Below are 22,509 nucleotides of genomic sequence, written 5' to 3'. Positions count from 1 at the left end.
ACGGTCCGTCGGCCGTCCTGGCGTGCTCGGCCCGATCAGGCCTTGTGCAGATCCGGGTTGGCCTGTGCCGCGGGTGCGGCGGTCGGCTGCGCGGACGGCAGCTCGGCGGGGGCCTGGGTGGTGCTCGCGGTCGGAGTGCCGGTCGACGACGCGGACTTGCCGCCCTCGGTCTGCATCTCCTGCATCTCGCTCTTGAAGATCCGCAGCGACCGACCCAGACCACGGGCCGCGTCCGGCAGCCGCTTGGCGCCGAACAGCAGCACGAACACCAGCGCGATCAACAGCCAGTGCGTGGCGCTCAGAGAACCCATCGAAAACCTCCAGAAGACGTGGTCCATTCGATGCTACCGGACCGTGATTCGGCGAACTCGCCCGTCAGCTCCCGTTGGCCCGGTGTTTCATCGCGGCGCCGACACCGCCGTGCGGGCCGCGCGTAATTCCGCGAGCAGTTCGGGGCCCGCCCAGGTGCGGGGGTCACCGCGTTCGGCGATGGCGATCAGCTCCGTCAACCGGCTGTTCACCGGGGTGGGCACGCCGACCATCGTGCCCAGGCCGACGATCTCCCCCGACAACCAGGCGATCTCCGTGGGCCGGCCCAGCGCCAGATCGTCGGCCATCGAGGAGCGGGCCATCGGATCCACCGCGAGTACCGACCCGGCCAGCCGCCGGAACAGGCCGTCCGGCACGGTCAGCAGGTGGGCGAGCGCCCGCGGCGGCAGCAGCGTGAGCCGGGCCGGGCGGATGTGGGCCGCCCGCATCACCGTCAGCGCCTCCAGCTGCGTCAGGGACAGGCAGCGGCGGTAGTCGCGATGAGCGAGTTCCTCCCGCAGCGACCGACCGGACAGGGCGTTGATCGGGTTGTTCAGATTCAGCAGCAGCTTCGCCCACTGCACCGGCAGCAGGTCGGCGTGCCGGTTCAGCGGCAGGCCCGCGCGGCGGAACAGCGGCGCGAACCGTTCCAGCGCCGGATCGTCGGCGACGGCCAGTCCGCCGTCGGTGCCGCGATGGAAGTGCCCGTGCCCATGGTGCACCACGTTGAACATCACCATGCCCGCGAGCACCACGCACGCGGGCAGGAGTTCGCGCAGCACCGCGTCGTTGCCGATACCGTTCTGCAGGCTCAGCACCACCGTGCCCGGCCGCACCCGGTCGGCCAGCGCACGGGCCGCGTCCGCGGTCTGGCCGGACTTGACCGTCACCAGCACCAGATCGGCCGATTCGCCCGGACTCGGCGCCGGCCCGTCGGCCTCGAGCGCGGTCACCGCCCGGAACGCCGCGGACGCCACCCGATCGTCGCCGCCGTCGAGATCCGACAGGCGCAGTCCGGACGCGGTGATCTCGTCCAGCAGCCGCGGCCGGCCGACGAAGGTGATCTCCGCACCCGCGGCCGCCAGCTTCCCGCCCACGAAGATGCCGATGCTGCCGGCGCCGAACACCGTCACCCGGAACGTCAAGCGGGACCGACCTCCTCGATCGCGGGCCGGCCGAGATCGGTATCGGCCAGCGTCCGGTAGGCCTCCAGCGCGGCGCCGGACCGCTCCCGCACCGCGGTGACCAGCTCGGGCGGCCCCAGCACGGTGACGCCCGCACCGAATCCGAGCAGCAGCCGGGCCATCCAGTCCAGCGTGGCGAACCGCATCGTGGCCTCCACGCTGCCGTCCGGGTGGACCGCGATCCGCTGCATCGGGTACTGGTCCAGCACCCAGGCGTAATCGGGGTGAATTCGCAAGCGCGCCAACGGGACCGCCGGATCGCCGGAGAACAGGTCGAGCGCCGCGGACTCGTCGGTGGCATGGCTCGGCGGTCGTGCCGGTTCGGGCAGTTCGGCGGCCTCCTCGATCCGGTCGAGCCGGAACAACCGCACCCCCTCGGCCTGCCGGCACCACGCCTGCAGATAGGAGTTGTTGTCCACCAGCACGATTCGGATCGGATCCACCACCCGCTCGGAGACCACGTCCCGGCTGGCCGAATAGTAGACCAGCCGCAGCGCGCGATTGCCGGCCAGCGCGGACCGGACCGCCGTCACCGCGGGCGCCTCCACCCGCGCCACCGGGGCGGTCGGCGCGTGGGCCGTCACCCCGGCGATGGCCGACTCGATCTTGGCGCCCGCCGAATGCGCGGCCGAGGGATCCACCATCCCGGGCAGATCGGCGAGCGACCGCAGCGCCACCAGCACGGCGGTCGCCTCGGTGGAGGTCAGCCGCAGCGGGCGGTCCATCCCGGCGGAGAACGTGACCTCGATGCTCTCCTCGGAGAACGACAGGTCGATCAGGTCGCCCGGCCCGTAACCGGGCAGGCCGCACATCCACAACTGATTCAGATCGCTCATCAGCTGCTTGGTGGTGACCCCGAGATCCTCGGCCGCCTCCGCGGCGCTGATGCCGGGATGCGCGAGGAAATACGGGACCATGTTCAGCAGCCGTGACAGCCGCGTCGACAACCGTCCGCTCAACTGAGCCGAACCTCCTGCAGCACCGATTCCAGCCTGGTGATCACATCCGTGCGCAGATCGGCGGGCGCCAGCACCAGCGCGTCGGCGCCGAGCCCGGTGATGAGCCGCGCGAGCCAGCCGCGCGAGCGCACCGGCACCTCGACGATCGCGCCCGGCCGGCCCCCGACCTGCCGTTCCTCCACGACGACACCCATCCGGCGGATCTCCTGCCCGCGGCCGTCGGCGACCCACACCGTGGCCGACCCGGTCACGGGTGCGGCGCCGGTGACCTCGGTGACGATCCGGCGCAGGTCCACGCCCTCGGGTTTGTGCACGGCATTGTCCGGGCCGTATGCGGTGACGTCCTCGCCGATGCGGGACAACCGGAAGGTTCGCGGCGCGGCCCGGACCCGGTCGTAGCCGACCAGGTACCAGCGCCCGTGACGGGTGACCACACCCCACGGCTCCACGTCCCGCATCACGTACGGTTCCCGTTGCGAGACCCGGTGCTCGAACCGCACTGCCCGGCCCGCGTCGATGGCCGCCAGCAGTTTGCCCAGCGCGGCGTCGGAGCCGCGGGTGCGGGCCGGTACCGACGGCACCGAGGCCACGGCCGCCTCCGGCTCCACGTAGATACCCGCCGCCCGGAGCTTCAGCAGCGCGCCCTCGGCCGCCGCCGCCAGCTCCGGCGATTCCCACAGCTGGACCGCCACCGCGACCGCGGCGGCCTCTTCACTGGTCAGATCGATCTCGGGCAGTTCGTACGCGTCACGGTTGATCCGGTACCCCTCCTGCGAGGTGTACCGGCTGACCGGCCCGACCTCCAGCGGAATACCCAGATCGCGGAGCTCCGCCTTGTCGCGCTCGAACATCCGGCTGAACGCCTCGTCGCTGGCGGAGTCGTCGTATCCGGCCACGCTGTCGCGAATCCGCTCCGCGGTCAGGAACTGCCGGGTCGACAGCAGCGCGATGACCAGATTCATCAGCCGCTCGACCTTGGATATCGCCACCCGATAGAGAGTAATCGGCCGGTGCGCGCCCCGCCGTCCCGGTGGGTGTCGGCGACAGCGGGGCGTGTCGGACTACATCGAGGCGATCAGCCGGTCGACGCGCTCGTCGACCGAGCGGAACGGGTCCTTGCAGAGCACCGTGCGCTGGGCCTGATCGTTGAGCTTCAGGTGCACCCAGTCCACGGTGAAATCGCGGCCGGCCTCCTGAGCTGCGGTGATGAAGTCGCCGCGCAGCTTGGCCCGGGTGGTCTGCGGCGGCGTGGTGACCGCCGCGTCGACCGCCTCGTCCTCGGTGACGCGCTTGGCCAGACCCTTGCGCTGCAGCAGGTCGAACACGCCGCGGCCGCGCTTGATGTCGTGATAGGCCAGGTCGAGCTGGGCGATCTTGGGATCGGACAGCTCCATGTTGTAGCGATCCTGGTAGCGCTGGAACAGCTTGCGCTTGATCACCCAGTCGATCTCGGTGTCGACCTTCGCGAAGTCCTGCGCCTCGACCGCGTCCAGGGTGCGGCCCCACAGATCCACCACCGCGTCGACCTGCGGATCGCGATCGCGATTGCGCAGATGTTCGACGGCCCGGGCGTAATACTCGCGCTGGATGTCGAGGGCGCTGGCCTGTCGGCCGCCGGCCAGCCGCACCGGGCGGCGGCCGGTCAGATCGTGGCTGACCTCCCGGATCGCCCGGATCGGATTGTCGAGGGCGAAGTCGCGGAACGACACGCCGGCCTCGATCATCTCCAGCACCAGCGACGCGGTGCCCACCTTCAGCATCGTGGTGGATTCGGCCATGTTCGAGTCGCCGACGATGACGTGCAGGCGCCGGTACTTCTCCGCGTCGGCGTGCGGCTCGTCCCGGGTGTTGATGATCGGCCGCGACCGGGTGGTGGCCGAGGACACACCCTCCCAGATGTGCTCCGCCCGCTGGGACAGGCAGAACGTCGCGGCCTTCGGCGTCTGCAGCACCTTGCCGGCGCCGCAGATCAGCTGGCGGGTGACCAGGAAGGGCAACAGCACGTCGGAGATCCGGGAGAACTCCCCGGCCCGCACCACGAGGAAGTTCTCGTGGCAGCCGTAGGAGTTGCCGGCCGAGTCGGTGTTGTTCTTGAACAGATAGATGTCGCCGCCGATACCCTCCTCGGCGAGCCGCTGCTCGGCGTCGATCAACAGCTCCTCGAGCACCCGCTCACCGGCGCGATCGTGCGTGACCAGCTGCACGAGCGAGTCGCATTCGGCCGTGGCGTACTCCGGATGGGAGCCGACGTCGAGGTAGAGGCGGGCACCGTTGCGGAGGAATACGTTCGAGCTACGGCCCCAGGAAACCACCCGGCGGAACAGATACCGGGCCACCTCGTCAGGGCTCAACCGACGGTGGCCGTGGAACGTACACGTCACCCCGAACTCGGTCTCGATCCCCATGATTCGTCGCTGCACACCATCGACATTACCGCGCTCGAATGCCGTGACGGGGCTGTCGGCGGGACCCGTTATATACGGGTTCACAACGATTTGGCGTGTCGAGTGGACATACCAGGCCCTGCACCTGCGTAAACACCGTCTACGACCACGTGAACGAATCCGGCCCCTCGGCACTCGGTGGTAACGAGTGCCAGGGGCCGGATTCGGATTCCGTATGCGCGCTACGGGTTGGAAGGGTCTCCCGCCGAAGGGGTTTCGGACTCCTCCGCATCGCCGCCGGCCGCCTTCTCGGTGCCGGCGCCCAGCAGGGACTCCAGCGCCGAGCCGTCGATGCGGCGGAACGCCCGCCGTGGCCGGGACTGCTCCAGCGTCGCCACCTCCAACGAGGCTACGCCGAGCGAGCGCTTCTCCTTGTCACTCTCCGGGCTGACCTTCTGCAGCGCCTGCAGGGCGACGCCGATCGCGCCGGGGAGATCGAGGCCGGACCGGTACGACGACTTCAGCGCGGTGACGATGGGATCGGTGTTGCCGCCCATCACCACGTACTGCCGCTCGTCGACGATGGAGCCGTCGAAGTTGATCCGGTACAGCACCGAATTCTCCGACTCCCCCGGGTACCCGACCTCACCGATGCAGATCTCCACCTCGAACGGCTTCAGCTGATCGGTGAAGATGGTGCCCAGCGTGGACGCGTACATGTTGGCCAGCGCGCGGCCGGTCACATCGCGACGGTCGTACTGGTACCCGCGCAGGTCGGCCTGGAGGATGCCGCCCCGGCGCAGGTTCTCGAACTCGTTGTACTTGCCGACCGCGGCGAACCCGATGCGGTCGTACAACTCACTCACCTTGTGCAACGTCGCCGACGGGTTCTCCGCGACGAACAACACACCCTTGTCGTACACCAGCACCACGACACTGCGTCCCCGGGCGATACCCTTGCGCGCGAGTTCCGTCTTGTCGCGCATGATCTGTTCGGCCGACGCGTAGTACGGCAGTGTCATGCTGCATCTCCTTCCCGCACGCCCGGGCGGCCTGCGTGGTTACGCTCCGCTGCCGCCTCCGGCCGCTGACCGGTCATGCGGATGCGCTCCCTTCCGAAGACGATGCGGTCTCATCGGCCGACCGCTCGTCGACGATCGACCGGGCGAGCTCCGCCAGCCGCTCCTCGGACACTTCCTCCGCGCCCTCGGCGTCGATCACGATCGCTGTGGGGTAGATACCCCGCAGCATGTCCGGACCGCCGGTGGCGGTGTCGTCGTCCGCGGCGTCCAGCAGCGCCTCGACCGCGATCCGCAGCGCGCGCTCCTGATCGAGGCCGCGGCGGTACGTCTTCTTCAGCGACGACTTGGCGAACAGTGAGCCGGAGCCGACCCCGGTGTACCCGAAGCGCTCCTCGCTGCGGCCACCGACCACGTCGTACGACACGATTCGACCGGACCGGTCGGGATCGGTCGCGGCAGGGTCGTAACCGACGAGGATCGGGACCACCGCCAGGCCCTGCAGGGCGGCGGGCAGGTTGTCGCGCACCATCTTCGACAGCTTGTTGGCCTTGCCGTCGAAGGTGAGGGAGACGCCCTCGATCTTCTCGTAGTACTCCAGCTCCACGGCGAACAACCGGATCATCTCGACCGCCACGCCCGCCGTACCGGCGATACCCGCGGCGGAAAAGGTGTCGGTGATATAGACCTTCTCCACGTCCCGGCTGGCCAGCAGGTTGCCCATGGTGGCCCGCCGGTCGCCGGCGATCAGGACGCCGCCGCGGTAGGTGACGGCCACGATCGTGGTGCCGTGCGGAGCGATATCCGGCGACGCCGCCCCTCGCGGGGCGGCGTCGGAGATTGCAGCGAAACCGTTGGCGGGCAACAGTTCCGGTGCGTGCTCTCGCAGATGTTCGGAGAAGGATGACAGGGCGTACCCCGGATGGAGACGCATGGGGTCACCGGATGTCACTGGCCGCCTTTCTGAACGTATGCGCGCACGAAGTCCTCGGCGTTCTCCTCGAGCACGTCATCGATCTCGTCGAGCAGGTCGTCGGTTTCCTCCGCCAGCTTCTCGCGACGCTCCTGTCCGGCCGCGCCGTCCCCGATCGGGCCCTCGTCCTCGTCGCCGCCACCGGCGCGCTTGGTCTGCTCTTGTGCCATAGCAGCCGACCTCCTCGTGTACTGATCTTCGGCGAGCACCGGTGAAGACCCGGTACTCGTACCCCAACACTACCCATCAGCGGTGACAAGATGCAGTAACTTTGGCCTCCGCATCGCTGCGGCGGGTTCGCGGCCCCTGAGCCTCGGGCCTTCCCTCCTGCGCTCCTCCGCTTCGCTCCCTCGCTGCGTCGGTCCGGGATCGAGACGGGCCGCGAACACTTTGTGCGCCTTTGTTTGTCCGGGATCGAGACGGGGGTGTGCGCTCAGTGGGTCAGCTGTTCTACCAGTTCCGCGGCGGTTTCGACGCCGTCGAGCAGCTTCCCCACGTGGGATTTGGTGCCGCGGCGTGGCTCCAGGGTGGGGATTCTCACCAGGGAGTCGCCGCCGAGGTCGAAGATCACCGAATCCCAGCTGGCGGCGGCGATGTCGGCGCCGAAACGGCGCAGGCACTCGCCGCGGAAGTAGGCGCGGGTGTCGGTGGGCGGGTTGGTCATCGCGTCGACCACCTGCTGCTCGGAGACCAGGCGCTGCATCGAACCGCGCGCGACCAGGCGGTTGTACAGGCCCTTGTCGAGCCGGACATCCGAATACTGGAGGTCGACCATGTGCAGTTTCGGTGCGGCCCAGCCCAGGCCCTCACGCTTGCGCATACCTTCCAGCAACCGCAGCTTGGCCGGCCAGTCCAGCAGATCCGCGCACTCCATCGGATCGCGCTCCAGCAGATCGAGGACGTGCGCCCACTTCTCCAGCACATCGGTGACACGGGCGTCGTCGGTGCCCTGCCTGGAGTGGAACTTCTCCGCCCGATCGAGGTAGATCCGTTGCAGCGCAAGGCCGGTCAGCTCACGGCCGTCGGAGAGCGCGATCACCGCCCGCAAGGTCGGGTCGTGACTGATCTGATGCACCGCGGTGACCGGCCGGGCCAGTTGCAGATCCGACAGATCCTCACCGGCCTCGATGAGATCCAGCACCAGCGCGGTGCAGCCAACCTTCAGATAGGTCGACCACTCGGCCAGATTCGCGTCCCCGATGATGACGTGCAGGCGACGGTACTTGTCGGCATCGGCGTGCGGCTCGTCCCGGGTGTTGATGATGCCGCGCTTGAGCGTGGTCTCGAGGCCGACCTCGACCTCGATGTAGTCCGCGCGCTGGGACAGCTGGAACCCCGCCTGGTCGCCGGACTGACCCATCCCGACCCGGCCCGAGCCGCAGACCACCTGGCGGGACACGAAGAACGGGGTGAGCCCCACGATGATCTGGTTGAACGGGGTGTCCCGGCTCATCAGATAGTTCTCGTGGGTGCCGTAGGAGGCGCCCTTGCCGTCGACATTGTTCTTGTACAACTGCATCCGCGGCGCGCCGGGCACACTGGAGGCGTAGCGGGCCGCGGCCTCCATCACGCGCTCACCGGCCTTGTCCCAGATCACCGCGTCCAGCGGGTCGGTGACCTCGGGCGCGGAGTATTCCGGATGCGCGTGATCGACGTACAATCGCGCGCCGTTGGTGAGGATCATATTGGCCGCGCCGACCTCGTCGGCGTCGATCACCGGCGCCGGGCCGTTGAGCCGGCCGAGGTCGAAACCGCGCGCATCGCGCAGCGGCGACTCGACCTCGTAGTCCCAGCGCGTGCGCTTGGCCCGCGGCACGCCCTCGGCCGCCGCGTAGGCCAGCACGGCCTGGGTGGACGTGAGGATCGGGTTGGCCGACGGCTCGGAGGGCGTCGAGATGCCGTACTCGACCTCGATTCCGATGATGCGCTGCATATGTCGAGACTAGGCGACGACAGGCCGAACCCGCAGATGCCCCCGGGCGGTTCGCCGCTGCGGAAACGACTCCACTCATGCACGGTCGGCAATGTTTGTCGGGCCCGGCTCGTACTGTTCGCGGTGATCGCGTTCGAACATCGGTGATCGCTCGGCCCGCACGTGTACCGATCACCCACCGTACGCTCGAACCGATCGCTCGCCGCACTGCCACCGAACGCGCGCCCTGCCCGGCCGCACTGCGCGCACTCGGTTCACAGCTCGTTCGCCGCGTCACCCGCTCGCCCGGTTCGCCGTTCGAAATGTTCGATGGTTGTTCCCGCCGGGGATCGTCCGGCACTCGGGGTTCGCTCGTAAAGTCTGTTCTCGGCGGCGGTTTCGGCTCGCCGCCCCGAACTCGCCGTCCGCAGGTGTTCGCCGTCACGAAACGGGGGTAAGGATCGTGTCGATTCCACAGGTCGGGTCGGGGCCGCACGCTGCCGGAGACGCCGATCACGGCACCGGCCATCGGGAAACCGATACGGCAGTACACCGATCCGGCGGCGTTCGCGCGGCCGTCGGGAAACCGACGGCACCGGCCCGGCCGGGACCGATATCGGCCCACCCCGGCCCGGGGAAGCCGCGCGAGCCGGCGGCGACGGCTCGGTGGTGGCAGGGTTCTTCGGCGTATGTGCTCGCCGGGCTGCTGGCGGTGGGCCTGGCGCTCGGACCCGTACTGTCGCGATGGCTGGCGGGGGCGCCGCGGGTACAGACCGGCATCACCATCTTCACGGGTGTTTTCGTGCAGGCGGTGCCGTTCCTGGTGCTGGGTGTGCTGATCAGCGGCGCGATCGCCGCGTTCGTATCGCCGGAGATCCTGCGGAAGTTGTTGCCGCGCAACGAATCCGCCGCCGTGGTGGTTGCCGGGGCCGCGGGCGTCGCACTACCCGGCTGCGAATGCGGGGTGGTGCCGGTGTCGCGCCGGCTGATGGATCAGGGCGCACCCAGCGCGGCGGCCTTCGCATTCCTGTTGTCCGCGCCGGCGGTGAATCCGGTGGTACTGGTGGCGACCGCGGTGGCGTTCCCCGGGCAGCCGGGCATGGTGGCGGGCCGATTCACCGGGTCGCTGGCGACGGCCTTCGTGATGGGCTGGCTGTGGGCACGGTTCGGGCGGCCCGAGTGGTTCTCCGTGCAGCCGCGCGGTCACGAGCACCGTGCGCCGGGGCGATCGCGGTGGGTGATCTTCAGCGAGGCGGCTCGGCACGATTTCCTGCAGGCCGCCGCCTTTCTGGTGATCGGGGCAGCGGCCGCGGCCGCCCTGCACGTACTCGTCCCGGCGCAGTGGTATCGCTCGCTGGCCGGACAGCCGGTGCTGTCGGTACTGGTGCTGGCCCTGCTGGCAGTGGTGCTGGCCCTGTGCTCGGAGGCGGACGCCTTCGTCGCGTCGAGTATGTCGAGCCTGCCGCTGTTGCCGCGCTTGGTATTCCTGGTCGTCGGTCCCGCCGTCGACGTGAAACTGTTCGCGATGCAGGCGGGTACGTTCGGGCGCCGGTTCGCGTTACGCTTCGCACCGGCGACGTTCGTGGTCGCCGTCGTGTGCGGCACCGTGGCCGGTCTGATCTTCCTGGGAGGGGCGCGATGAACCGCGTCGCACAGAATTTCGTCCTGCTGCTCATCGGTATCGCGGTCGTGAAGATCGCCGCCGACGGGACCTATCTCCGCTACGTGAAACCCGCACTGGGACCGTTCCTGCTGGTGAGTGGGACGATTCTCGTGCTGCTGGCCCTCACGGCGATCGTCCGTGACCTACGGCGTCCGCGAACCGCGGCGGTCACCGAACCCGCTACAGTCGGTCACGGCGCGACGAATCGGATTGCGGCCGAACAGGATCCGTCGCTCGACGAAGACGAACACGGTCATTCGGACCGCCCGCACTGGTTGCTGCTCGCACCGATCGCCGCACTCCTGATCGTGGTACCGCCGGCGCTGGGTGCCGGGTCGGTGCAGTCGGGGACCACCGCGCAGGCCAGCGTCGGTCAGCCGGGCGCCACCGACGACGGCAAGTACGACTTCGGGCCGCTGCCAGCCGGATCGGCGCCGACGGTCCGGATGTACGACCTGATCGACCGGGCCTCCTACGATTCCAGTGGGGCGCTGGACGATCACGACGTCACGGTGGTCGGTTTCATCGTGCGGACCGCGGCCGACGGTGCGCCGCGCACCGACGGCAGCCGGGGCGGCGTCGACCTGGCCCGGCTGGTCATCACCTGTTGCGTCGCCGACGCGCAGACCATGCGGATACATCTCGCCGGTGATTTTCCGCTGCCCGCCGACGACACCTGGGTATCCGTGCGCGGCCGGGTGCAGCCGGATTCGGCTGTCCCGCAGACCCGGATGACACCCACGCTCACGGTCGCGGATCTGCACGCGATACCGGCACCGGCGCGCGTATACGGCTGATCAGGCCGGGTGCGGTACGACGCGGCGCGAGAGCAGGTCGGCGACCGGGGTGTCCCGGGTGAGCGGCACACCCAGGCTGCGCGCGTTGCCCTCGAACAGCCCGAGGATCGACTCGGTGAGCATGCCCACCACCTGGTCGGAGGTCAGCGTGGCCGGGTCGCCGCGCCAGCTGTCGACCACGCCGTCCACCAGCCCGATCACTCCGAAGGCCATCGGGCGCGCCCGATGCGGGTCGATGTCGTAGACCGACAGCGCGGTGGCGAACAGGTCGGCGAGCCGGCCACCGATGCGGTTGCGGGCGCCGCCGAGCCCGTGCGATCCGTCGCCGTCGGCCGCGTCGCCGGTCAGGAAGAGATGCAGATTGCGGTGCCGCTCCACCCAGCCCACATAGGTGCCGACCGCGCCCCGCACCGCGTCGCGGACCGAGCCCTCGGTGCGCAGCATCGGCATGACCTCGTCCAGCAGCGATTCCTGGATGCGGCGGCGGATCTGCTCGTCGAGATCGGTCCGGCCGTCGAAGTGGCGGTAGACCACCGGTCGCGGTAGCCCGAGCCGATCGGCGATCTGCTGCACCGACACCTCGGCGCCACACTCCTCGATCACCTCGAGGGCGGCATCGAGCACCTCGGTGCGGCGTTGGCGCTTGTGATCCTCCCAGCGGGTGGCGCGGCCGTCCACGGCCGCCTGTGATTTCCCGCCGGTCTCGGACACAGCGGCAACTGTACTCCGCGACCCTATTGACCGGTACAAGGTGTCACACTAATCTGACTGTTACACCTTGTAGCATTAACTGGAGAGCCGCCATGGGCAATGAAGCCGCGCTGGCGCCCCGCGACCGTTTCGCGGACCGCCTGCTGACCGGATCGGTGAAGAAGTCCTACGACCCCGTGGTCGATGTCGACTGGGACGCCCCGCTGGATCCGGAAAAGATGTTCCTGCCGCCGGAGGTGGTGTCGCTGTACGGCACCGCGCTCTGGGAGGCGATGACCCCCGAACAACGCCGCGAACTGTCCCGGCAGGAACTCGCGAACCTGCTGTCCACGGGTATCTGGTTCGAGAATCTGCTGAACCGGATTCTGTTGCGGGAGTTGATGAACGACACCCCGACCAGCGCCTGGTCGCACTACACGCTCACCGAGATGGGCGACGAGTGCCGGCACATGATGATGTTCGGCAAACTGATCGACCGCATCGAGGCCCGCCCCTACTGGCCGAAACCCCCTGCCCGCCTGCTCATCTCGGCGCTGGAACAGATACTGCGCGGCTCCATGACCTGGGTGGCCGCCCTGGTCGGCGAGGAGATCTTCGACGCCCAGCAGCGCCGCACCCTCGACGATCCCGAGTTGCAGCCGGTGGTGTCGCGCGTGATGCGCATCCACGTCACCGAGGAGGCCCGGCACATCGGCTTCGCCCGCGACGCGCTGGCCCGCCGGGCACCGGAGATGTCGGCGGCCGAACTGGCCTTCACCCGGGCCTGCGTCGCGGTGGCGGCGCCGCTGTTCGTCTCGCTGCTGGCCAACCGGCACATGTACCGCCGGGCCGGCCTGGACGGCCCAGCCGCCCGCCGAATCGCGTTGCGCAACCCGCATTTCCGGCGCAACCTCGCGGTCGGCGCGGCGGACCTGGCCGCGGTACTGGACCGGAACGGGCTGTTCGGCCCGGCCGGGAAGGCGATCTGGCGGATGGCGGGGATGCTGCCGCGATGATCGAACTTCCCGCGGAACTCGTTCCGGCACCGGACTATTCCGGCCCGGCGGTGCTGGACGTCCCAGGTGCGGAGGTGCCGGTGCGGGTGACGCTGTCCGGACATCTGGACCCGATCGACGGCCGCTTCCATTGGTACGGCCGCGTCACCGCCGACCCCGGCGTCGAACTGCCCGATCCCGGGCGCGGGCAGGTGACGCTGATCCTGCCGGACGGCGCCGCGGCGGCCGGTCGGCTGCAGGAACGCGACCCGTGGGGCAACCTGCGCATCGTCGGCCTCGGCGCACCGCCGTTCGCGTCCGGAAACCGTTAGGGCACAACGACCGGCGGCGGCACGGGACACCGTGCCGCCGCCGCGGCGTCAGGCGGGCACCTTGTCCAGGAATCCGTGCACATGCGCGATCCGCCCCTGCTCCAGCACGATCACGTCGAAGCCGACGACCAGCGGCTCCGCACCCGGCGCGCCGAGCTCCCAGGTGAACCGCGCCAGATCGTGATGGCCGTCGACCGGGCCCGCGCCGAGGCCGAAGCGCAGCCCGGCGAACTGCTGCTGGGCGCCGCCGACCACCCGGTCGATCTCGCCGGCGCCCGCGACCGCGGCCAGCGGATCGGTGTAAGTGGCTCCGGCGGTGAACAATTCGTCGATCAACGCGCGGCGCTTGCCCGGGTCCTGCTCGTTCCAGACGTCGATGTAGCGGCGGGCGATGGTCTCGTGGTTCTCGTATTCGCTCATGTATCGAGCATGTTCGACATCGGCGCGGGAGTCGATTACCCGCGGGGTAACCGGATCCAGTCGAAGATCTGCTCGTGCGCGAGATGCAATGCGCCGTTCTGGCAATGCAATTCGCCGCCCTCCGCGGCGGTGAACTCGCGCAGCGTCACCGACCGCGCGCCGGTGAGGCGCTCGGCGAACCGGTAGGCCAGCGACTTCGGGTAGAAGTGCTCGCGCTCGGCGACCAGCAGCAGCACATCCGCGGCGATGTCGGCGGCCCACTCGTCGTCACCGTCGGCCGCCAGCTTCGCCACCAGATCCGGGAGATCCGCCGCGCCGAAGGTCCAGCGCGCGTTGGCCAGTGCCCAGCGCGTCTGGGTATCGAAACGCCCTGCGGCGCTGACGATTCGGGCCAGCCACCGCGGCATGGTGGCGGCGGCCGAGCGCAGCGGCCACGGGATGCTCGCCGTGAACGCGTCCAGCATTCGGGGGAAGTAGTCGAACAGTACGATCCGGTCGTAGCGCGGATCCTTGGCGGCGGCTCGGGCCAGTAGCCTTCCGCCGTAACTGATTCCGATACCGGTGATCGACTCGGCCACGATATGCGTTGCGGCCCAGTTGAGTACCGCCGACGACGGAACCTCCCACCGATGGTCGAACGGAACGCCGTACCGCCGCAGCAGATTACCCTGTCCCGGACCCTCGTAGACCAGAACGGCGAAGCCGCGGTCCAGGGCCGCCCGGGCCACGGTGAACCACAGCTCGTCCGGCACGGAGTCGAAGCCGCCGCACACCACCAGCAGCGGCGCGCCCGGCGCGCGCGGAGGGAAGTACATGACCTCCAATTCCGCTTCCCCGTAAGGGATCTCGGCGCGCACCAACTCCACACCGAGCGCGGACAGCCCGGCGTCGAAACCGGCCCGCGCACGATCGGCGGTGCCCGGCCGGCGGGTATCGGCGGGATCGAGGAAGAACTCCGCGGTCCGCAGATAGTTCGCCGCGCGCAGCAGCGCATTACCCTTCGACAGCTCGTCGCGCAGGCCGTCGGCACGGTCGAGCAGCATGGTGCCCAACCGATTCCATTCGCGGAACCAGGAATCGGTGTCCCCGCCGCGGATACGCCGGGTCGCCGACAGTACCTCCCCGAGGTCGGCCCCGCCGACCGGGGCGTACCACATCACCCGGACGGTCTCGAAGTCGAAAGCTTTGTCCCGGAAGAAAATTCCCAACCGTTCCACCTCGCGTGCGGCGCTGTGCAAAGCATCCTATGGTGGACACCACCGCTCTCACAACACAGCCGGAACCACCGGCACCGAGGAGTTCAGCATGGCAGAGCAGTCCCACATCGAGTTGGTCCGTCGCGCCTTCGAGGCGTTCGAGAAAGGTGACCTGGACACCGTCAAAGAATCGTTCAGTCCCGACGTCACCTGGTTCTCCGCCGGACGCAACTGGCTGGTGGGCACCTACCAGGGGATCGATGCGGTCATCGGTTTGCTGGCCACGATCTTCGCGTACTCCGAGGGCACCTACCGTGCCGAGATCACCGACATCCTCGCCGGTGACGACGTCGTGGTCGTACTGCAGAAGGTCGAGGCGTCGCGGTCCGACGGCCGCAGCATGAGCGTCGGCGCCGTCCTGGTGGCCGAGATCGCCGACGGCCGGATCGGCAATGTGCGGGCCTGGCCGGACGACCTCTACTCCGAGGACGAGTTCTACGGCGCCGAGCCGCCGGCGGGCTGGACCGCCCCGGCCCGCGGCTGATCGCCGGCTACCGCAACGATCGCAGCGCCTCGTCGTCGCGAGCGACCACGGCCCGGCCGTCGGCGGTCGCGACGATGGGGCGCTGGATCAGCCTGGGGTGCGCGGCCAGCGCCTCGATCCAGCGCTCCCGCTCGGTATCGGTGCGCGCCCAGCCGGACAGGCCGAGTTCCTTCGCCTCGTCCTCGCCGGTGCGCGTGATGTCCCACGGCTGCAGTCCGAGCCGGGTCAGCATGTCCCGCAACTCGGCGGCGCTCGGCGGATCCTCCAGGTAGCGCCGCTCGGTGTAGGCGATACCGGCCTCGTCGAGGAACGCCTTGGCGGTGCGGCTCTTCGAGCACCGCGGGTTGTGCCAGATCTCGGTCGTCATATCTCGTACCCTAACGATTCACTTCAGCGTGCCGTCGGTGACCAGCCCGCGCAGGCCGCGCCGGTCCAGCTTGCCCGAGGGCAGTGTGGGGATGTGATCGGCGGTGGTGACGATCCAGCGCGAGGGCACCTTGTAGCCGGACAACTGCTCGCGGGCGCGAGCGGCCACGGCATCGAGATCCAGCGGCCCGGCGGCGGGCACCACGACGGCGCACACCTCCTCGCCGCGCGCGGGATGATCGATGCCGACGATCACGCACTGCGCGATGTCGTCGAAGGTCTCCAGCACCGATTCCACTTCCAGCGGAGACACATTCGCGCCCGCGACCTTGATGAGATCACCGGTCCGGCCGACATAGAACAGCCGCCGATCGCCGGGGTTGCGGTAGACCCGGTCGCCGGTGCGGTACCAGCCGTCGGCGTCGAACACGTCGTGCCGTTCCCGCTTGTTGTATCCGGCCATCACGCCGATCCCGCGGATGTGCAGTTCGCCGACGGTGCCCGCGGGCACGGGCCGGTCCTCGGTGTCGACGATGCGAATCTCGGTGTGCGCGAAGCTACCTCCGGATTCGGTCAGGCTGCGGTGGATCGGGAAGCCGTCCGGCACACCGATCATCGCGAGATCGGCCGGGCCCGACAGCATCGGCGCGCTGCTCAGATCCCGATCCGGGAAACTCGGATGCGCGCGCAGCCGCTGGGTGAACGCGGGCCAGCCGACCAGGCCCTGCCCCCGCTCCCGTTCGATGAGATCCAGTGCGGCACCGGCTTCCAGCCGCGGCAGCACCAGCAGGGTGGCCGGTTCGTGCAGCGCACCCATCGCCGCCAGCACGCCCCCGATCCAGAAGAACGGCATCGCGCACAGGATGCGCGGCGCGGATTCGGCGCCGGTGATGTTGCGGATCGCCGCGGGCCACGTCGCGGTCTGCCGCACCAGCGTGCCGTGGGTGTGCAACACCCCCTTCGGATCGGCCGTGGACCCCGAGGTGTGGATCATGATCGCCGGGTCGGCCGGGGACACCTCGGCCTCCACCGCCGCCAGCAGCTCCGCGGGCACGATATCGCGCTCGTCGCGGGCGGTGGCCCACGGCCGGTCACTGTCACCGGTGAGCACGATCCCGCGCAGATAGGGCGCGGCGGACAGCCGCAGGGTCGTGGATTCCTGGTCCGCGAGTTCCGGCAGCGCCGCCTCCAGCGTGGCGGCGGTCTCGGTGGCGAGCACCCGCACCGGCGCGATCAGCAGCGCCACATCCGCCAGCCGCAGCACCTTGCCGAGTTCGACCGGCGCGTACAGCGTGCTCAGCGGGACGGCGACCGCGCCGATCCGCGACACCGCCAGCCACCACACCGCCCATTCGTCGCTGTTGGGGAAGTACAACCCGATCCGGGCGCCCTTGCCGAGGCCGCGATGCAGCAGCCAGCGGGCGAGCAGTGCCGAACGCCGATCGGCCTCGGCGTAGTCCAGCCGCTCCTCGGGGGTGATCACGTAGTGCTGGGCGCCGAACTCCCGCACACTGCGGGCCAGCAGCGCACCGATGGTCGGTTCCGTGGTCGTCGACGACATCCGCCCAGGATAGATGATCATTCTCCGAAACGGAGAGGCATCCTCTCGCTACCCGCCGGATCAGGCCGACCGCGCCGGGGCCACCTCGATGCCATCCGGAACACCTTGTGCCGCAAACTCTTCCGGAGCCGCGGCGATCACGGTGTCGAGAATCGCGCGCGAGGTCTGCAATTCGGTGATGGCCGCGGTGATGCGGTCCCGCTCCCGGTTCAGATCGGCGACCAGCGACGAGCAGTTCGGTACCAGGCGTTGCTCGTCCTCGCGCAGGCACGGCAGCACGGTCGCGATGGTGGCGGTGTTGAGCCCGGCGGCGAGCAGGCTGCGGATCCGCCGCACGGTGGTGACATCGCCCTCGCCGTATTCGCGGTACCCGCTCGGGCGGCGCAGCGGCCGCAGCAGACCCTGCTGTTCGTAGTACCGCAACAGGCGCTCGGGCACGCCGGTGCGGCGGGACAACTCCCCGATACGCATGTGGACCTCGCTCGGCCGGTCTCGGTACCGGCATGGGCACGCCAGTCTAATCTGTCGGTGGTGCCGGGTAGGTTCCGGTGGGTGGCACTGAACTGGAAACTCGTCATCGACGCAGGCAACGCTCCCGTCCTCGCCGACTTCTGGGCCGCGGCGCTGGAGTACGAGGTGGAGGATCCCGGCGCGCTCGTCGAGCGGCTGTCTGCGGCCGGACAGCTGGGGGCCACCGAGGTCGCGGAACATCACGGCCGCAAGATCTTTCGCGGTTTCGCCGCGATCCGCCACCCCGACGACCCGTTCGACCCCGTCAGCGGCGTCGGCCAGGGCAGACGGGTGCTGTTCCAGGAGGTACCCGAGGCGAAATCCGGCAAGAACCGCCTGCACATCGACGTGCACAGCGGTGCCACCGGGCTCGACGCATTGGTCGCCCGGCTCGAGGAGCTCGGCGCGACCCGCGTCCGCGAGATCGACCGCGGCCCGGCCGGGCACTGGTGGATCATGCGGGATCCGGAGGGCAACGAATTCTGCGCGGCCTGATCCGCCGCTCACGCCGATCCGGGCACCGTCGCCCGCAGCGCCGCGATCACGCTGACCAGGTGGCCGCGCGTCGCCTGTTCGGCGCGGCCCGGGTCGCGGGTACAGATGCCCTCGATGATCGCCAGATGTTCGGCCACCGACACCGACGGTCGGCCGGGCACCAGGGCCAGCCGGAACTGGTGGCGGACGTTCTTGGCGCGCAACCGTTCCAGCACACCCGCGGCCGTGGCTTGACCACTGATCTCGACCACCCGCCGGTGCAGTGTCTGGTTGAGCTCCGAATACCCGAGCACATTGCCCCGGGCGACGGCGGTGCGCATCGCCGCACCCAGGGCACGCAACTCGGTGATCTCGGCGTCGGTGACCGATTCGGCCGCCTTCGCCGCGCACAACCCCTCCACCACCATCCGCACCTCGGAGATCTCGATCGCCTCCGCGACCGTGACCGCCCGCACCCGGGCGCCGCGGTTCTGGATGCGTTCCACCAGCCCCTCGTGCGCCAATTCGACCAGGGCCGTGCGTACTCCGCCGCGGCCGGCCCCGAACTGCTCGGCCAGATCCGATTCGACCAGCCGCTGATTGGGTGCGAACTCACCCCGGACGATCGCCTCGCGGATCGCGGCCGTCACATCCCGGTGAACCGGATCCTGCTCGTGCCGGGTCCAGTGCGCGCCGGCCCCGGACGGACTCCCCGGGGCAGGCGCGACGGGAGCCGGTCGCGCCGCTCCGCCGGACTGCTGCTCACGCGGTGGCATCCGGGCGCCGGCCCTCCTTCGCCTGCTGGATCAATGTGTAGATGCGCGAACGCAATTCGGCGAAGCGCGGCGCCGAGCGGGTGGTGAGCTGATCGCGCTCACCCGGCAGATCCACGACCACCTCCGCCATCACCACCGTCGGCGAACCGGACAGCACCACGACCCGCTGCCCGAGGTACACCGATTCGTCGATGTCGTGGGTGACGAACAGGATGGTCACGCCCAGCCGCTTCCACAGCGTGAGCACGAGATCCTCCAGATCGGCCCGGGTCTGCGCGTCGACCGCGGCGAACGGCTCGTCCATCAACAGGATCTGCGGCTCGTAGGCCACCGCGCGCGCGATCGCGACGCGCTGCTGCATACCGCCGGACAACTGCCACGGATGCGAATCGCCGACATGGCCCAGGCCGACCGCGTCCAGGGCCTCCTGCACCAGCCGCTGCCGTTCGGCCTTGCGAATCCGCTTCTCCTTCAACGGAAGTTCGACGTTCTGCCGCACGGTCATCCACGGGAACAGGCTGCGGCCGTACTCCTGGAAGACCACTGCCATCCCCGCGGGCGGTCCGGTGACCCGGTCGCCCTCCAGCAGCACCTCACCGGAGCTGGCGCTCAGCAGGCCGGCGATACATTTCAGCAGGGTGGTCTTGCCGGAGCCGGAAGGTCCCACGATGCAGACCAGTTCGCCGGTTCCGACCTCGAAGGTCAGGTCCCGCACGGCCTCGACGCCGCGGCCGCCGCTCTGGTAGATCTTCTGCAGCCCGCGCACGTCCAGCAGCGTCGTGCCGGTCCGCTCGCCGTCGGTCTCGATCGGTGTGGAGGTCATCTCAACTCTCTCGTTGTGACCGGCGCAGGCCGGTGTACCAGCTCAATGCCCGGGATTCCACGATCTGGAAGATGATCGACAGCACGTTGCCGATCAGCCCGAGCAGGATGATTCCCGTCCACATCTGCGGAATCGAGAAGCTGCGCTGGAACTGGACGATGGTGAAGCCCACCCCGCTGTTGGCGGCGAACATCTCGCTGATGACCATCAGGATGATGCCGATGGACAACGCCTGCCGCGCACCCGCCGCGATCTGCGGGCTCGCGCCGCGCAGTACGAGGTGGATCAGCCGCGAATGCGGGCGCATCCGGTAGCAGCGGGCGGTGTCGGTGAGCACCTCGTCCAGCCCGCGCACCCCCTCGACGGTGTTCAGCAGGACCGGCCAGACACAGCCGGACACGATCACCAGGATCTTCATCCCGTCGCCGATTCCGGCGAACAGCATCAGGATCGGGACCAGCACCGGCGACGGGATCGCCCGGAAGAATTCCAGCACCGGTTCCAGCAGCGCGCGCAACCAGCGCAGCGAGCCGATCGCCACGCCGAGCCCGACCCCCAGGATCAGCGCCAGGAAGTAACCGGCCAGCAGCCGCGCCACGCTGGGCAGCACGTCGGCGGTGAACCGGCCGTGGAACCAGGTGTCGCCGAAGGTGGCGAGGATGTCGTGCAGCGGCGGCCAGAAGAAATTCGTGCTGTGTGCCGTCGCGAACCACCACGCGGCGATCAGCACGACGGGAACGGCCAAGAGCAGCAACATCTTTCGCGCCACGGAGAGTACGCTCACGAGATCATCTCCCGGCGGATCGACGGATGCCAGCGCAACGCGCGGCGCTCGAGCGCGCGGACCACCACATTGACGAGCACGCCGAGCAGGCCGACCACGATGACCAGCGCGTACATCGAGGGCACGGCCTCGGAGTTCTGTGCGACCGCGATCTGCTGACCGAGACCGGGCGAGCCGATCACGAGTTCACCGGTGATCTCCAGGATCAACGCGACCGCCGCGCCGAGCCGGAACCCGGTCACCACATAGGGCAGCGCGGTCGGCCAGATGACCGTGCGCACCTGGGTCAGCGGACGGAAACGGTAGGAGCGGGCGGTCTCCCGGGCCACCGGATCCACGTCCTGCACCCCGTACAGCACCTGCACCAGCACCTGCCAGAAGGAGGCGTAGACCACCAGCAACAGCGTGGAGCGCGGGGTGGGACCGTACAACAGCACGGCCAGCGGGATCAGCGCCACCGACGGGATCGGCCGCAGGAATTCGATGGTCGAGGTCAGCGCCGCCCGGACCGCGGGCAGGCTGCCGATCACGATCCCGAGCAGCACCCCGGCCACCAGCGCGATCGCCAGGCCGATCGCCCAGCCGCGCAGGGTGTCCAGCAGCGACTGCCAGAACGTCGAGGTCTTCGCCTCGTCCCCCAGCGCCGCCATCATGTCGCTGAACGGCGGCAGGTAGCGCCGGGACACCAGGCCCGCCCGAGGCGCGAGTTCGGTCAGCAGCATCAGGCCGGCGAGCCCGATCAGCCCGAGAACCCAGGCGGGCAGCGCACGGGGACGGCGGCCGCTGGTCGCGGCCGCCGTCGCACCTGTGGTCGTGGTTGCCGTCACGGCAGCAGCGCCGCGAGATCCGGTGCCTTGGTGATCAATCCGTCCTTGACGGCGAGATCGGTCAGCACCTGCGCCGAGTTCTTGTCGACCCGATCGGGGAACTGCGGCAGGACCAGCGCGGCGGCGACCGCCGGATCGATCTTGGTGTAACTGCTCAGCACCTGCCGCACGGCATCCGCGTGGTCGGCGGAGTACTTCAGCGATTCCTGCATCGCGGCCGCGAACCGCTTCACCAGATCCGGCTTCGCCTTCGCGGTCTGCTGCGAGGTGAAGTAGCCGGCGATCGTCAGATTCGCCGCGGTGTCCACGTAATTGGAGGCGATCAGCCGGTCGCCGTTCTTCAGCGCGGTGGTCAGGAACGGCTCCACGACCTGGGCCGCGTCGACGTTGCCGTTGGACACCGCGGGCAGCATGTCCGGGAAGCCGAGTTCGGTGAACTTGACGTCGGCGGCGTCACCGCCGGCCGCCCGGATCGAGGCCCGGACGGTGGTGTCGTTGATGTTGTTCAGGGTGTTGACGGCGACCTTCTTACCGACGAGATCCTTCGCCGACCGGATCGGGCTGTCGGCCTTGACGACCACCCCGCCGAAATCCTTGCCCGGCACGCCGGTCGAGGCGTTGCCGGGCGCGACGATCTTCAGCGGCAATCCCTTCGAGGCGCCGACGATCAGCGAGGTCAGGTTGCTGAATCCGAAGTCGACCTGCCCGCTGACGACGGCGGGCACGATCGCCGCGCCGCCCTGCGCGGTGCTGAGCTGCAGGTCGAGCCCCTGGTTCTTGAAGAAGCCCTGTTGCTGACCCAGGTAGATCGGCGCCACGTCGACGATCGGGATGATCGTGACCTTCACCGTGGTGGGGCCACTGTTGGATGCGGTCGAGGAACCGCCGCCACTGCCACAGGCGGAAAGCGCGAGGGCGAGCAGGAGTGCGGATGCGGATGCCAGGGCCGCACGGATTGTGGTCACGGGTTTCTCCGGAATCGGTAGAGAACGAGCGGACGGCAGCCGGTCC

Annotated in this window: 26 protein-coding genes; 6 read left to right on the top strand and 20 right to left on the bottom strand. The window is 69.3% G+C overall.

The genetic code is table 11. The features are described from left to right. Nucleotides 1-35 precede the first annotated feature (35 nt). The 9 genes from tatA to dop form a co-directional block, all read right to left on the bottom strand. Nucleotides 36-311, bottom strand: coding sequence for a Sec-independent protein translocase subunit TatA (gene tatA, locus G361_RS0104700; RefSeq protein WP_019925899.1), 276 nt, complete (start codon nucleotides 309-311; stop codon nucleotides 36-38). A gap of 87 nt (nucleotides 312-398) precedes the next feature. Beyond that, a complete protein-coding gene (locus G361_RS0104695; RefSeq protein ID WP_026342693.1) occupies nucleotides 399-1,454 on the bottom strand; it encodes a 2-dehydropantoate 2-reductase in 1,056 nt (351 codons plus the stop codon). After that, entirely contained in the window at nucleotides 1,451-2,452 is a 1,002-nt protein-coding gene (locus G361_RS42330; RefSeq protein WP_052172625.1) for a YafY family protein, read from the bottom strand. The genes G361_RS0104695 and G361_RS42330 overlap by 4 nt, the downstream gene beginning before the upstream one ends. After that, on the bottom strand, nucleotides 2,449-3,441 hold the full coding sequence (locus G361_RS0104685; RefSeq protein WP_019925896.1) for a YafY family protein: 993 nt from the start codon (nucleotides 3,439-3,441) through the stop codon (nucleotides 2,449-2,451). Before G361_RS0104685 ends, G361_RS42330 begins: the two co-directional genes overlap by 4 nt. 72 nt (nucleotides 3,442-3,513) lie before the next feature. After that, on the bottom strand, nucleotides 3,514-4,872 hold the full coding sequence (pafA, locus tag G361_RS0104680) for a Pup--protein ligase (protein ID WP_026342692.1): 1,359 nt from the start codon (nucleotides 4,870-4,872) through the stop codon (nucleotides 3,514-3,516). 206 nt (nucleotides 4,873-5,078) lie between these two features. After that, nucleotides 5,079-5,858: a proteasome subunit alpha gene (gene prcA / locus G361_RS0104675; RefSeq protein WP_019925894.1), complete on the bottom strand. Its 780-nt coding sequence runs from the start codon at nucleotides 5,856-5,858 to the stop codon at nucleotides 5,079-5,081. A 73-nt stretch (nucleotides 5,859-5,931) separates the two neighbouring features. Then, entirely contained in the window at nucleotides 5,932-6,789 is an 858-nt protein-coding gene (gene prcB / locus G361_RS0104670; RefSeq protein ID WP_019925893.1) for a proteasome subunit beta, read from the bottom strand. A gap of 14 nt (nucleotides 6,790-6,803) precedes the next feature. After that, the gene (locus G361_RS0104665) at nucleotides 6,804-6,998 is read right to left on the bottom strand and encodes a ubiquitin-like protein Pup (protein WP_019925892.1); all 195 of its coding nucleotides are present in this window, start codon (nucleotides 6,996-6,998) and stop codon (nucleotides 6,804-6,806) included. Between the two features lie 263 nt (nucleotides 6,999-7,261). Continuing rightward, on the bottom strand, nucleotides 7,262-8,761 hold the full coding sequence (gene dop / locus G361_RS0104660) for a depupylase/deamidase Dop (protein ID WP_019925891.1): 1,500 nt from the start codon (nucleotides 8,759-8,761) through the stop codon (nucleotides 7,262-7,264). Nucleotides 8,762-9,431: 670 nt separating this feature from the next. Here dop and G361_RS42325 point away from each other — a divergent pair. Continuing rightward, on the top strand, nucleotides 9,432-10,382 hold the full coding sequence (locus tag G361_RS42325; protein ID WP_019925890.1) for a permease: 951 nt from the start codon (nucleotides 9,432-9,434) through the stop codon (nucleotides 10,380-10,382). Continuing rightward, nucleotides 10,379-11,200 carry a TIGR03943 family putative permease subunit gene (locus G361_RS0104650; protein WP_019925889.1) on the top strand — a complete coding sequence of 274 codons (822 nt, stop codon included), beginning with the start codon at nucleotides 10,379-10,381 and terminating at the stop codon, nucleotides 11,198-11,200. Before G361_RS42325 ends, G361_RS0104650 begins: the two co-directional genes overlap by 4 nt. Here the strand turns inward: G361_RS0104650 and G361_RS0104645 are convergent, their stop codons facing one another. Then, the gene (locus tag G361_RS0104645) at nucleotides 11,201-11,911 is read right to left on the bottom strand and encodes a TetR/AcrR family transcriptional regulator (RefSeq protein WP_019925888.1); all 711 of its coding nucleotides are present in this window, start codon (nucleotides 11,909-11,911) and stop codon (nucleotides 11,201-11,203) included. Between the two features lie 92 nt (nucleotides 11,912-12,003). On the opposite strand from G361_RS0104645, the gene G361_RS0104640 reads away from it, so the two are divergent. Then, nucleotides 12,004-12,906: a diiron oxygenase gene (locus G361_RS0104640; RefSeq protein WP_019925887.1), complete on the top strand. Its 903-nt coding sequence runs from the start codon at nucleotides 12,004-12,006 to the stop codon at nucleotides 12,904-12,906. Beyond that, nucleotides 12,903-13,217, top strand: a complete 315-nt coding sequence (locus tag G361_RS0104635; protein ID WP_019925886.1) for a DUF4873 domain-containing protein — start codon at nucleotides 12,903-12,905, stop codon at nucleotides 13,215-13,217. The genes G361_RS0104640 and G361_RS0104635 overlap by 4 nt, the downstream gene beginning before the upstream one ends. A 48-nt stretch (nucleotides 13,218-13,265) precedes the next feature. Here G361_RS0104635 and G361_RS0104630 read toward each other — a convergent pair whose 3' ends face one another. Further along, nucleotides 13,266-13,637, bottom strand: a complete 372-nt coding sequence (locus G361_RS0104630; protein WP_019925885.1) for a nuclear transport factor 2 family protein — start codon at nucleotides 13,635-13,637, stop codon at nucleotides 13,266-13,268. Nucleotides 13,638-13,672: 35 nt separating this feature from the next. Beyond that, nucleotides 13,673-14,845: a S9 family peptidase gene (locus G361_RS0104625; RefSeq protein WP_196814417.1), complete on the bottom strand. Its 1,173-nt coding sequence runs from the start codon at nucleotides 14,843-14,845 to the stop codon at nucleotides 13,673-13,675. Between the two features lie 97 nt (nucleotides 14,846-14,942). On the opposite strand from G361_RS0104625, the gene G361_RS50170 reads away from it, so the two are divergent. Next, nucleotides 14,943-15,377, top strand: a complete 435-nt coding sequence (locus G361_RS50170) for a nuclear transport factor 2 family protein (protein ID WP_019925883.1) — start codon at nucleotides 14,943-14,945, stop codon at nucleotides 15,375-15,377. 7 nt (nucleotides 15,378-15,384) lie between these two features. Here G361_RS50170 and G361_RS0104615 read toward each other — a convergent pair whose 3' ends face one another. Genes G361_RS0104615 through G361_RS0104605 form a run of 3 tightly spaced genes read right to left on the bottom strand, consistent with a single transcriptional unit; the run spans nucleotide 15,385 to nucleotide 17,775 of the window. Beyond that, nucleotides 15,385-15,744 carry an arsenate reductase family protein gene (locus G361_RS0104615; RefSeq protein ID WP_019925882.1) on the bottom strand — a complete coding sequence of 120 codons (360 nt, stop codon included), beginning with the start codon at nucleotides 15,742-15,744 and terminating at the stop codon, nucleotides 15,385-15,387. An 18-nt stretch (nucleotides 15,745-15,762) separates the two neighbouring features. Further along, nucleotides 15,763-17,304, bottom strand: coding sequence for a class I adenylate-forming enzyme family protein (locus G361_RS0104610; RefSeq protein WP_019925881.1), 1,542 nt, complete (start codon nucleotides 17,302-17,304; stop codon nucleotides 15,763-15,765). Between the two features lie 60 nt (nucleotides 17,305-17,364). Further along, the gene (locus tag G361_RS0104605) at nucleotides 17,365-17,775 is read right to left on the bottom strand and encodes a MerR family transcriptional regulator (protein WP_019925880.1); all 411 of its coding nucleotides are present in this window, start codon (nucleotides 17,773-17,775) and stop codon (nucleotides 17,365-17,367) included. An 81-nt stretch (nucleotides 17,776-17,856) separates the two neighbouring features. Between G361_RS0104605 and G361_RS0104600 the strand changes: the two genes are divergently transcribed. After that, a complete protein-coding gene (locus G361_RS0104600; protein ID WP_019925879.1) occupies nucleotides 17,857-18,309 on the top strand; it encodes a VOC family protein in 453 nt (150 codons plus the stop codon). An 8-nt stretch (nucleotides 18,310-18,317) separates the two neighbouring features. On the opposite strand, the gene G361_RS0104595 is transcribed toward G361_RS0104600, so the two are convergent. The 5 genes from G361_RS0104595 to G361_RS0104575 are packed head-to-tail and all read right to left on the bottom strand — an operon-like array spanning nucleotide 18,318 to nucleotide 22,463. After that, on the bottom strand, nucleotides 18,318-19,064 hold the full coding sequence (locus tag G361_RS0104595) for a GntR family transcriptional regulator (RefSeq protein ID WP_081635292.1): 747 nt from the start codon (nucleotides 19,062-19,064) through the stop codon (nucleotides 18,318-18,320). Further along, nucleotides 19,051-19,887, bottom strand: a complete 837-nt coding sequence (locus G361_RS0104590; protein ID WP_019925877.1) for an ABC transporter ATP-binding protein — start codon at nucleotides 19,885-19,887, stop codon at nucleotides 19,051-19,053. Before G361_RS0104590 ends, G361_RS0104595 begins: the two co-directional genes overlap by 14 nt. Nucleotide 19,888: 1 nt before the next feature. Continuing rightward, nucleotides 19,889-20,671, bottom strand: a complete 783-nt coding sequence (locus G361_RS0104585; RefSeq protein WP_019925876.1) for an ABC transporter permease — start codon at nucleotides 20,669-20,671, stop codon at nucleotides 19,889-19,891. Further along, the gene (locus tag G361_RS0104580; RefSeq protein ID WP_019925875.1) at nucleotides 20,668-21,498 is read right to left on the bottom strand and encodes an ABC transporter permease; all 831 of its coding nucleotides are present in this window, start codon (nucleotides 21,496-21,498) and stop codon (nucleotides 20,668-20,670) included. Before G361_RS0104580 ends, G361_RS0104585 begins: the two co-directional genes overlap by 4 nt. After that, nucleotides 21,495-22,463, bottom strand: a complete 969-nt coding sequence (locus tag G361_RS0104575; protein ID WP_019925874.1) for an ABC transporter substrate-binding protein — start codon at nucleotides 22,461-22,463, stop codon at nucleotides 21,495-21,497. The genes G361_RS0104580 and G361_RS0104575 overlap by 4 nt, the downstream gene beginning before the upstream one ends. Nucleotides 22,464-22,509: the final 46 nt, after the last annotated feature.

The organism is Nocardia sp. BMG111209 (assembly GCF_000381925.1).
GTDB lineage: Bacteria > Actinomycetota > Actinomycetes > Mycobacteriales > Mycobacteriaceae > Nocardia.
Note: the sequence above shows the minus strand (reverse complement) of the source record. Positions and strands in the feature narration are given on the sequence as shown.

What these genes read in the sequence shown, in the direction of transcription:
- tatA (WP_019925899.1), bottom strand. Translation starts at nt 311, where the DNA reads ATGGGTTCTCTGAGCGCCACGCACTGGCTGTTGATCGCGCTGGTGTTC.
- prcA (WP_019925894.1), bottom strand. Translation starts at nt 5,858, where the DNA reads ATGACACTGCCGTACTACGCGTCGGCCGAACAGATCATGCGCGACAAG.
- prcB (WP_019925893.1), bottom strand. Translation starts at nt 6,789, where the DNA reads ATGCGTCTCCATCCGGGGTACGCCCTGTCATCCTTCTCCGAACATCTG.
- G361_RS0104665 (WP_019925892.1), bottom strand. Translation starts at nt 6,998, where the DNA reads ATGGCACAAGAGCAGACCAAGCGCGCCGGTGGCGGCGACGAGGACGAG.
- dop (WP_019925891.1), bottom strand. Translation starts at nt 8,761, where the DNA reads ATGCAGCGCATCATCGGAATCGAGGTCGAGTACGGCATCTCGACGCCC.
- G361_RS0104650 (WP_019925889.1), top strand. Translation starts at nt 10,379, where the DNA reads ATGAACCGCGTCGCACAGAATTTCGTCCTGCTGCTCATCGGTATCGCG.
- G361_RS0104640 (WP_019925887.1), top strand. Translation starts at nt 12,004, where the DNA reads ATGGGCAATGAAGCCGCGCTGGCGCCCCGCGACCGTTTCGCGGACCGC.
- G361_RS0104635 (WP_019925886.1), top strand. Translation starts at nt 12,903, where the DNA reads ATGATCGAACTTCCCGCGGAACTCGTTCCGGCACCGGACTATTCCGGC.
- G361_RS0104630 (WP_019925885.1), bottom strand. Translation starts at nt 13,637, where the DNA reads ATGAGCGAATACGAGAACCACGAGACCATCGCCCGCCGCTACATCGAC.
- G361_RS50170 (WP_019925883.1), top strand. Translation starts at nt 14,943, where the DNA reads ATGGCAGAGCAGTCCCACATCGAGTTGGTCCGTCGCGCCTTCGAGGCG.
- G361_RS0104615 (WP_019925882.1), bottom strand. Translation starts at nt 15,744, where the DNA reads ATGACGACCGAGATCTGGCACAACCCGCGGTGCTCGAAGAGCCGCACC.
- G361_RS0104610 (WP_019925881.1), bottom strand. Translation starts at nt 17,304, where the DNA reads ATGTCGTCGACGACCACGGAACCGACCATCGGTGCGCTGCTGGCCCGC.
- G361_RS0104605 (WP_019925880.1), bottom strand. Translation starts at nt 17,775, where the DNA reads ATGCGTATCGGGGAGTTGTCCCGCCGCACCGGCGTGCCCGAGCGCCTG.
- G361_RS0104595 (WP_081635292.1), bottom strand. Translation starts at nt 19,064, where the DNA reads ATGCCACCGCGTGAGCAGCAGTCCGGCGGAGCGGCGCGACCGGCTCCC.
- G361_RS0104590 (WP_019925877.1), bottom strand. Translation starts at nt 19,887, where the DNA reads ATGACCTCCACACCGATCGAGACCGACGGCGAGCGGACCGGCACGACG.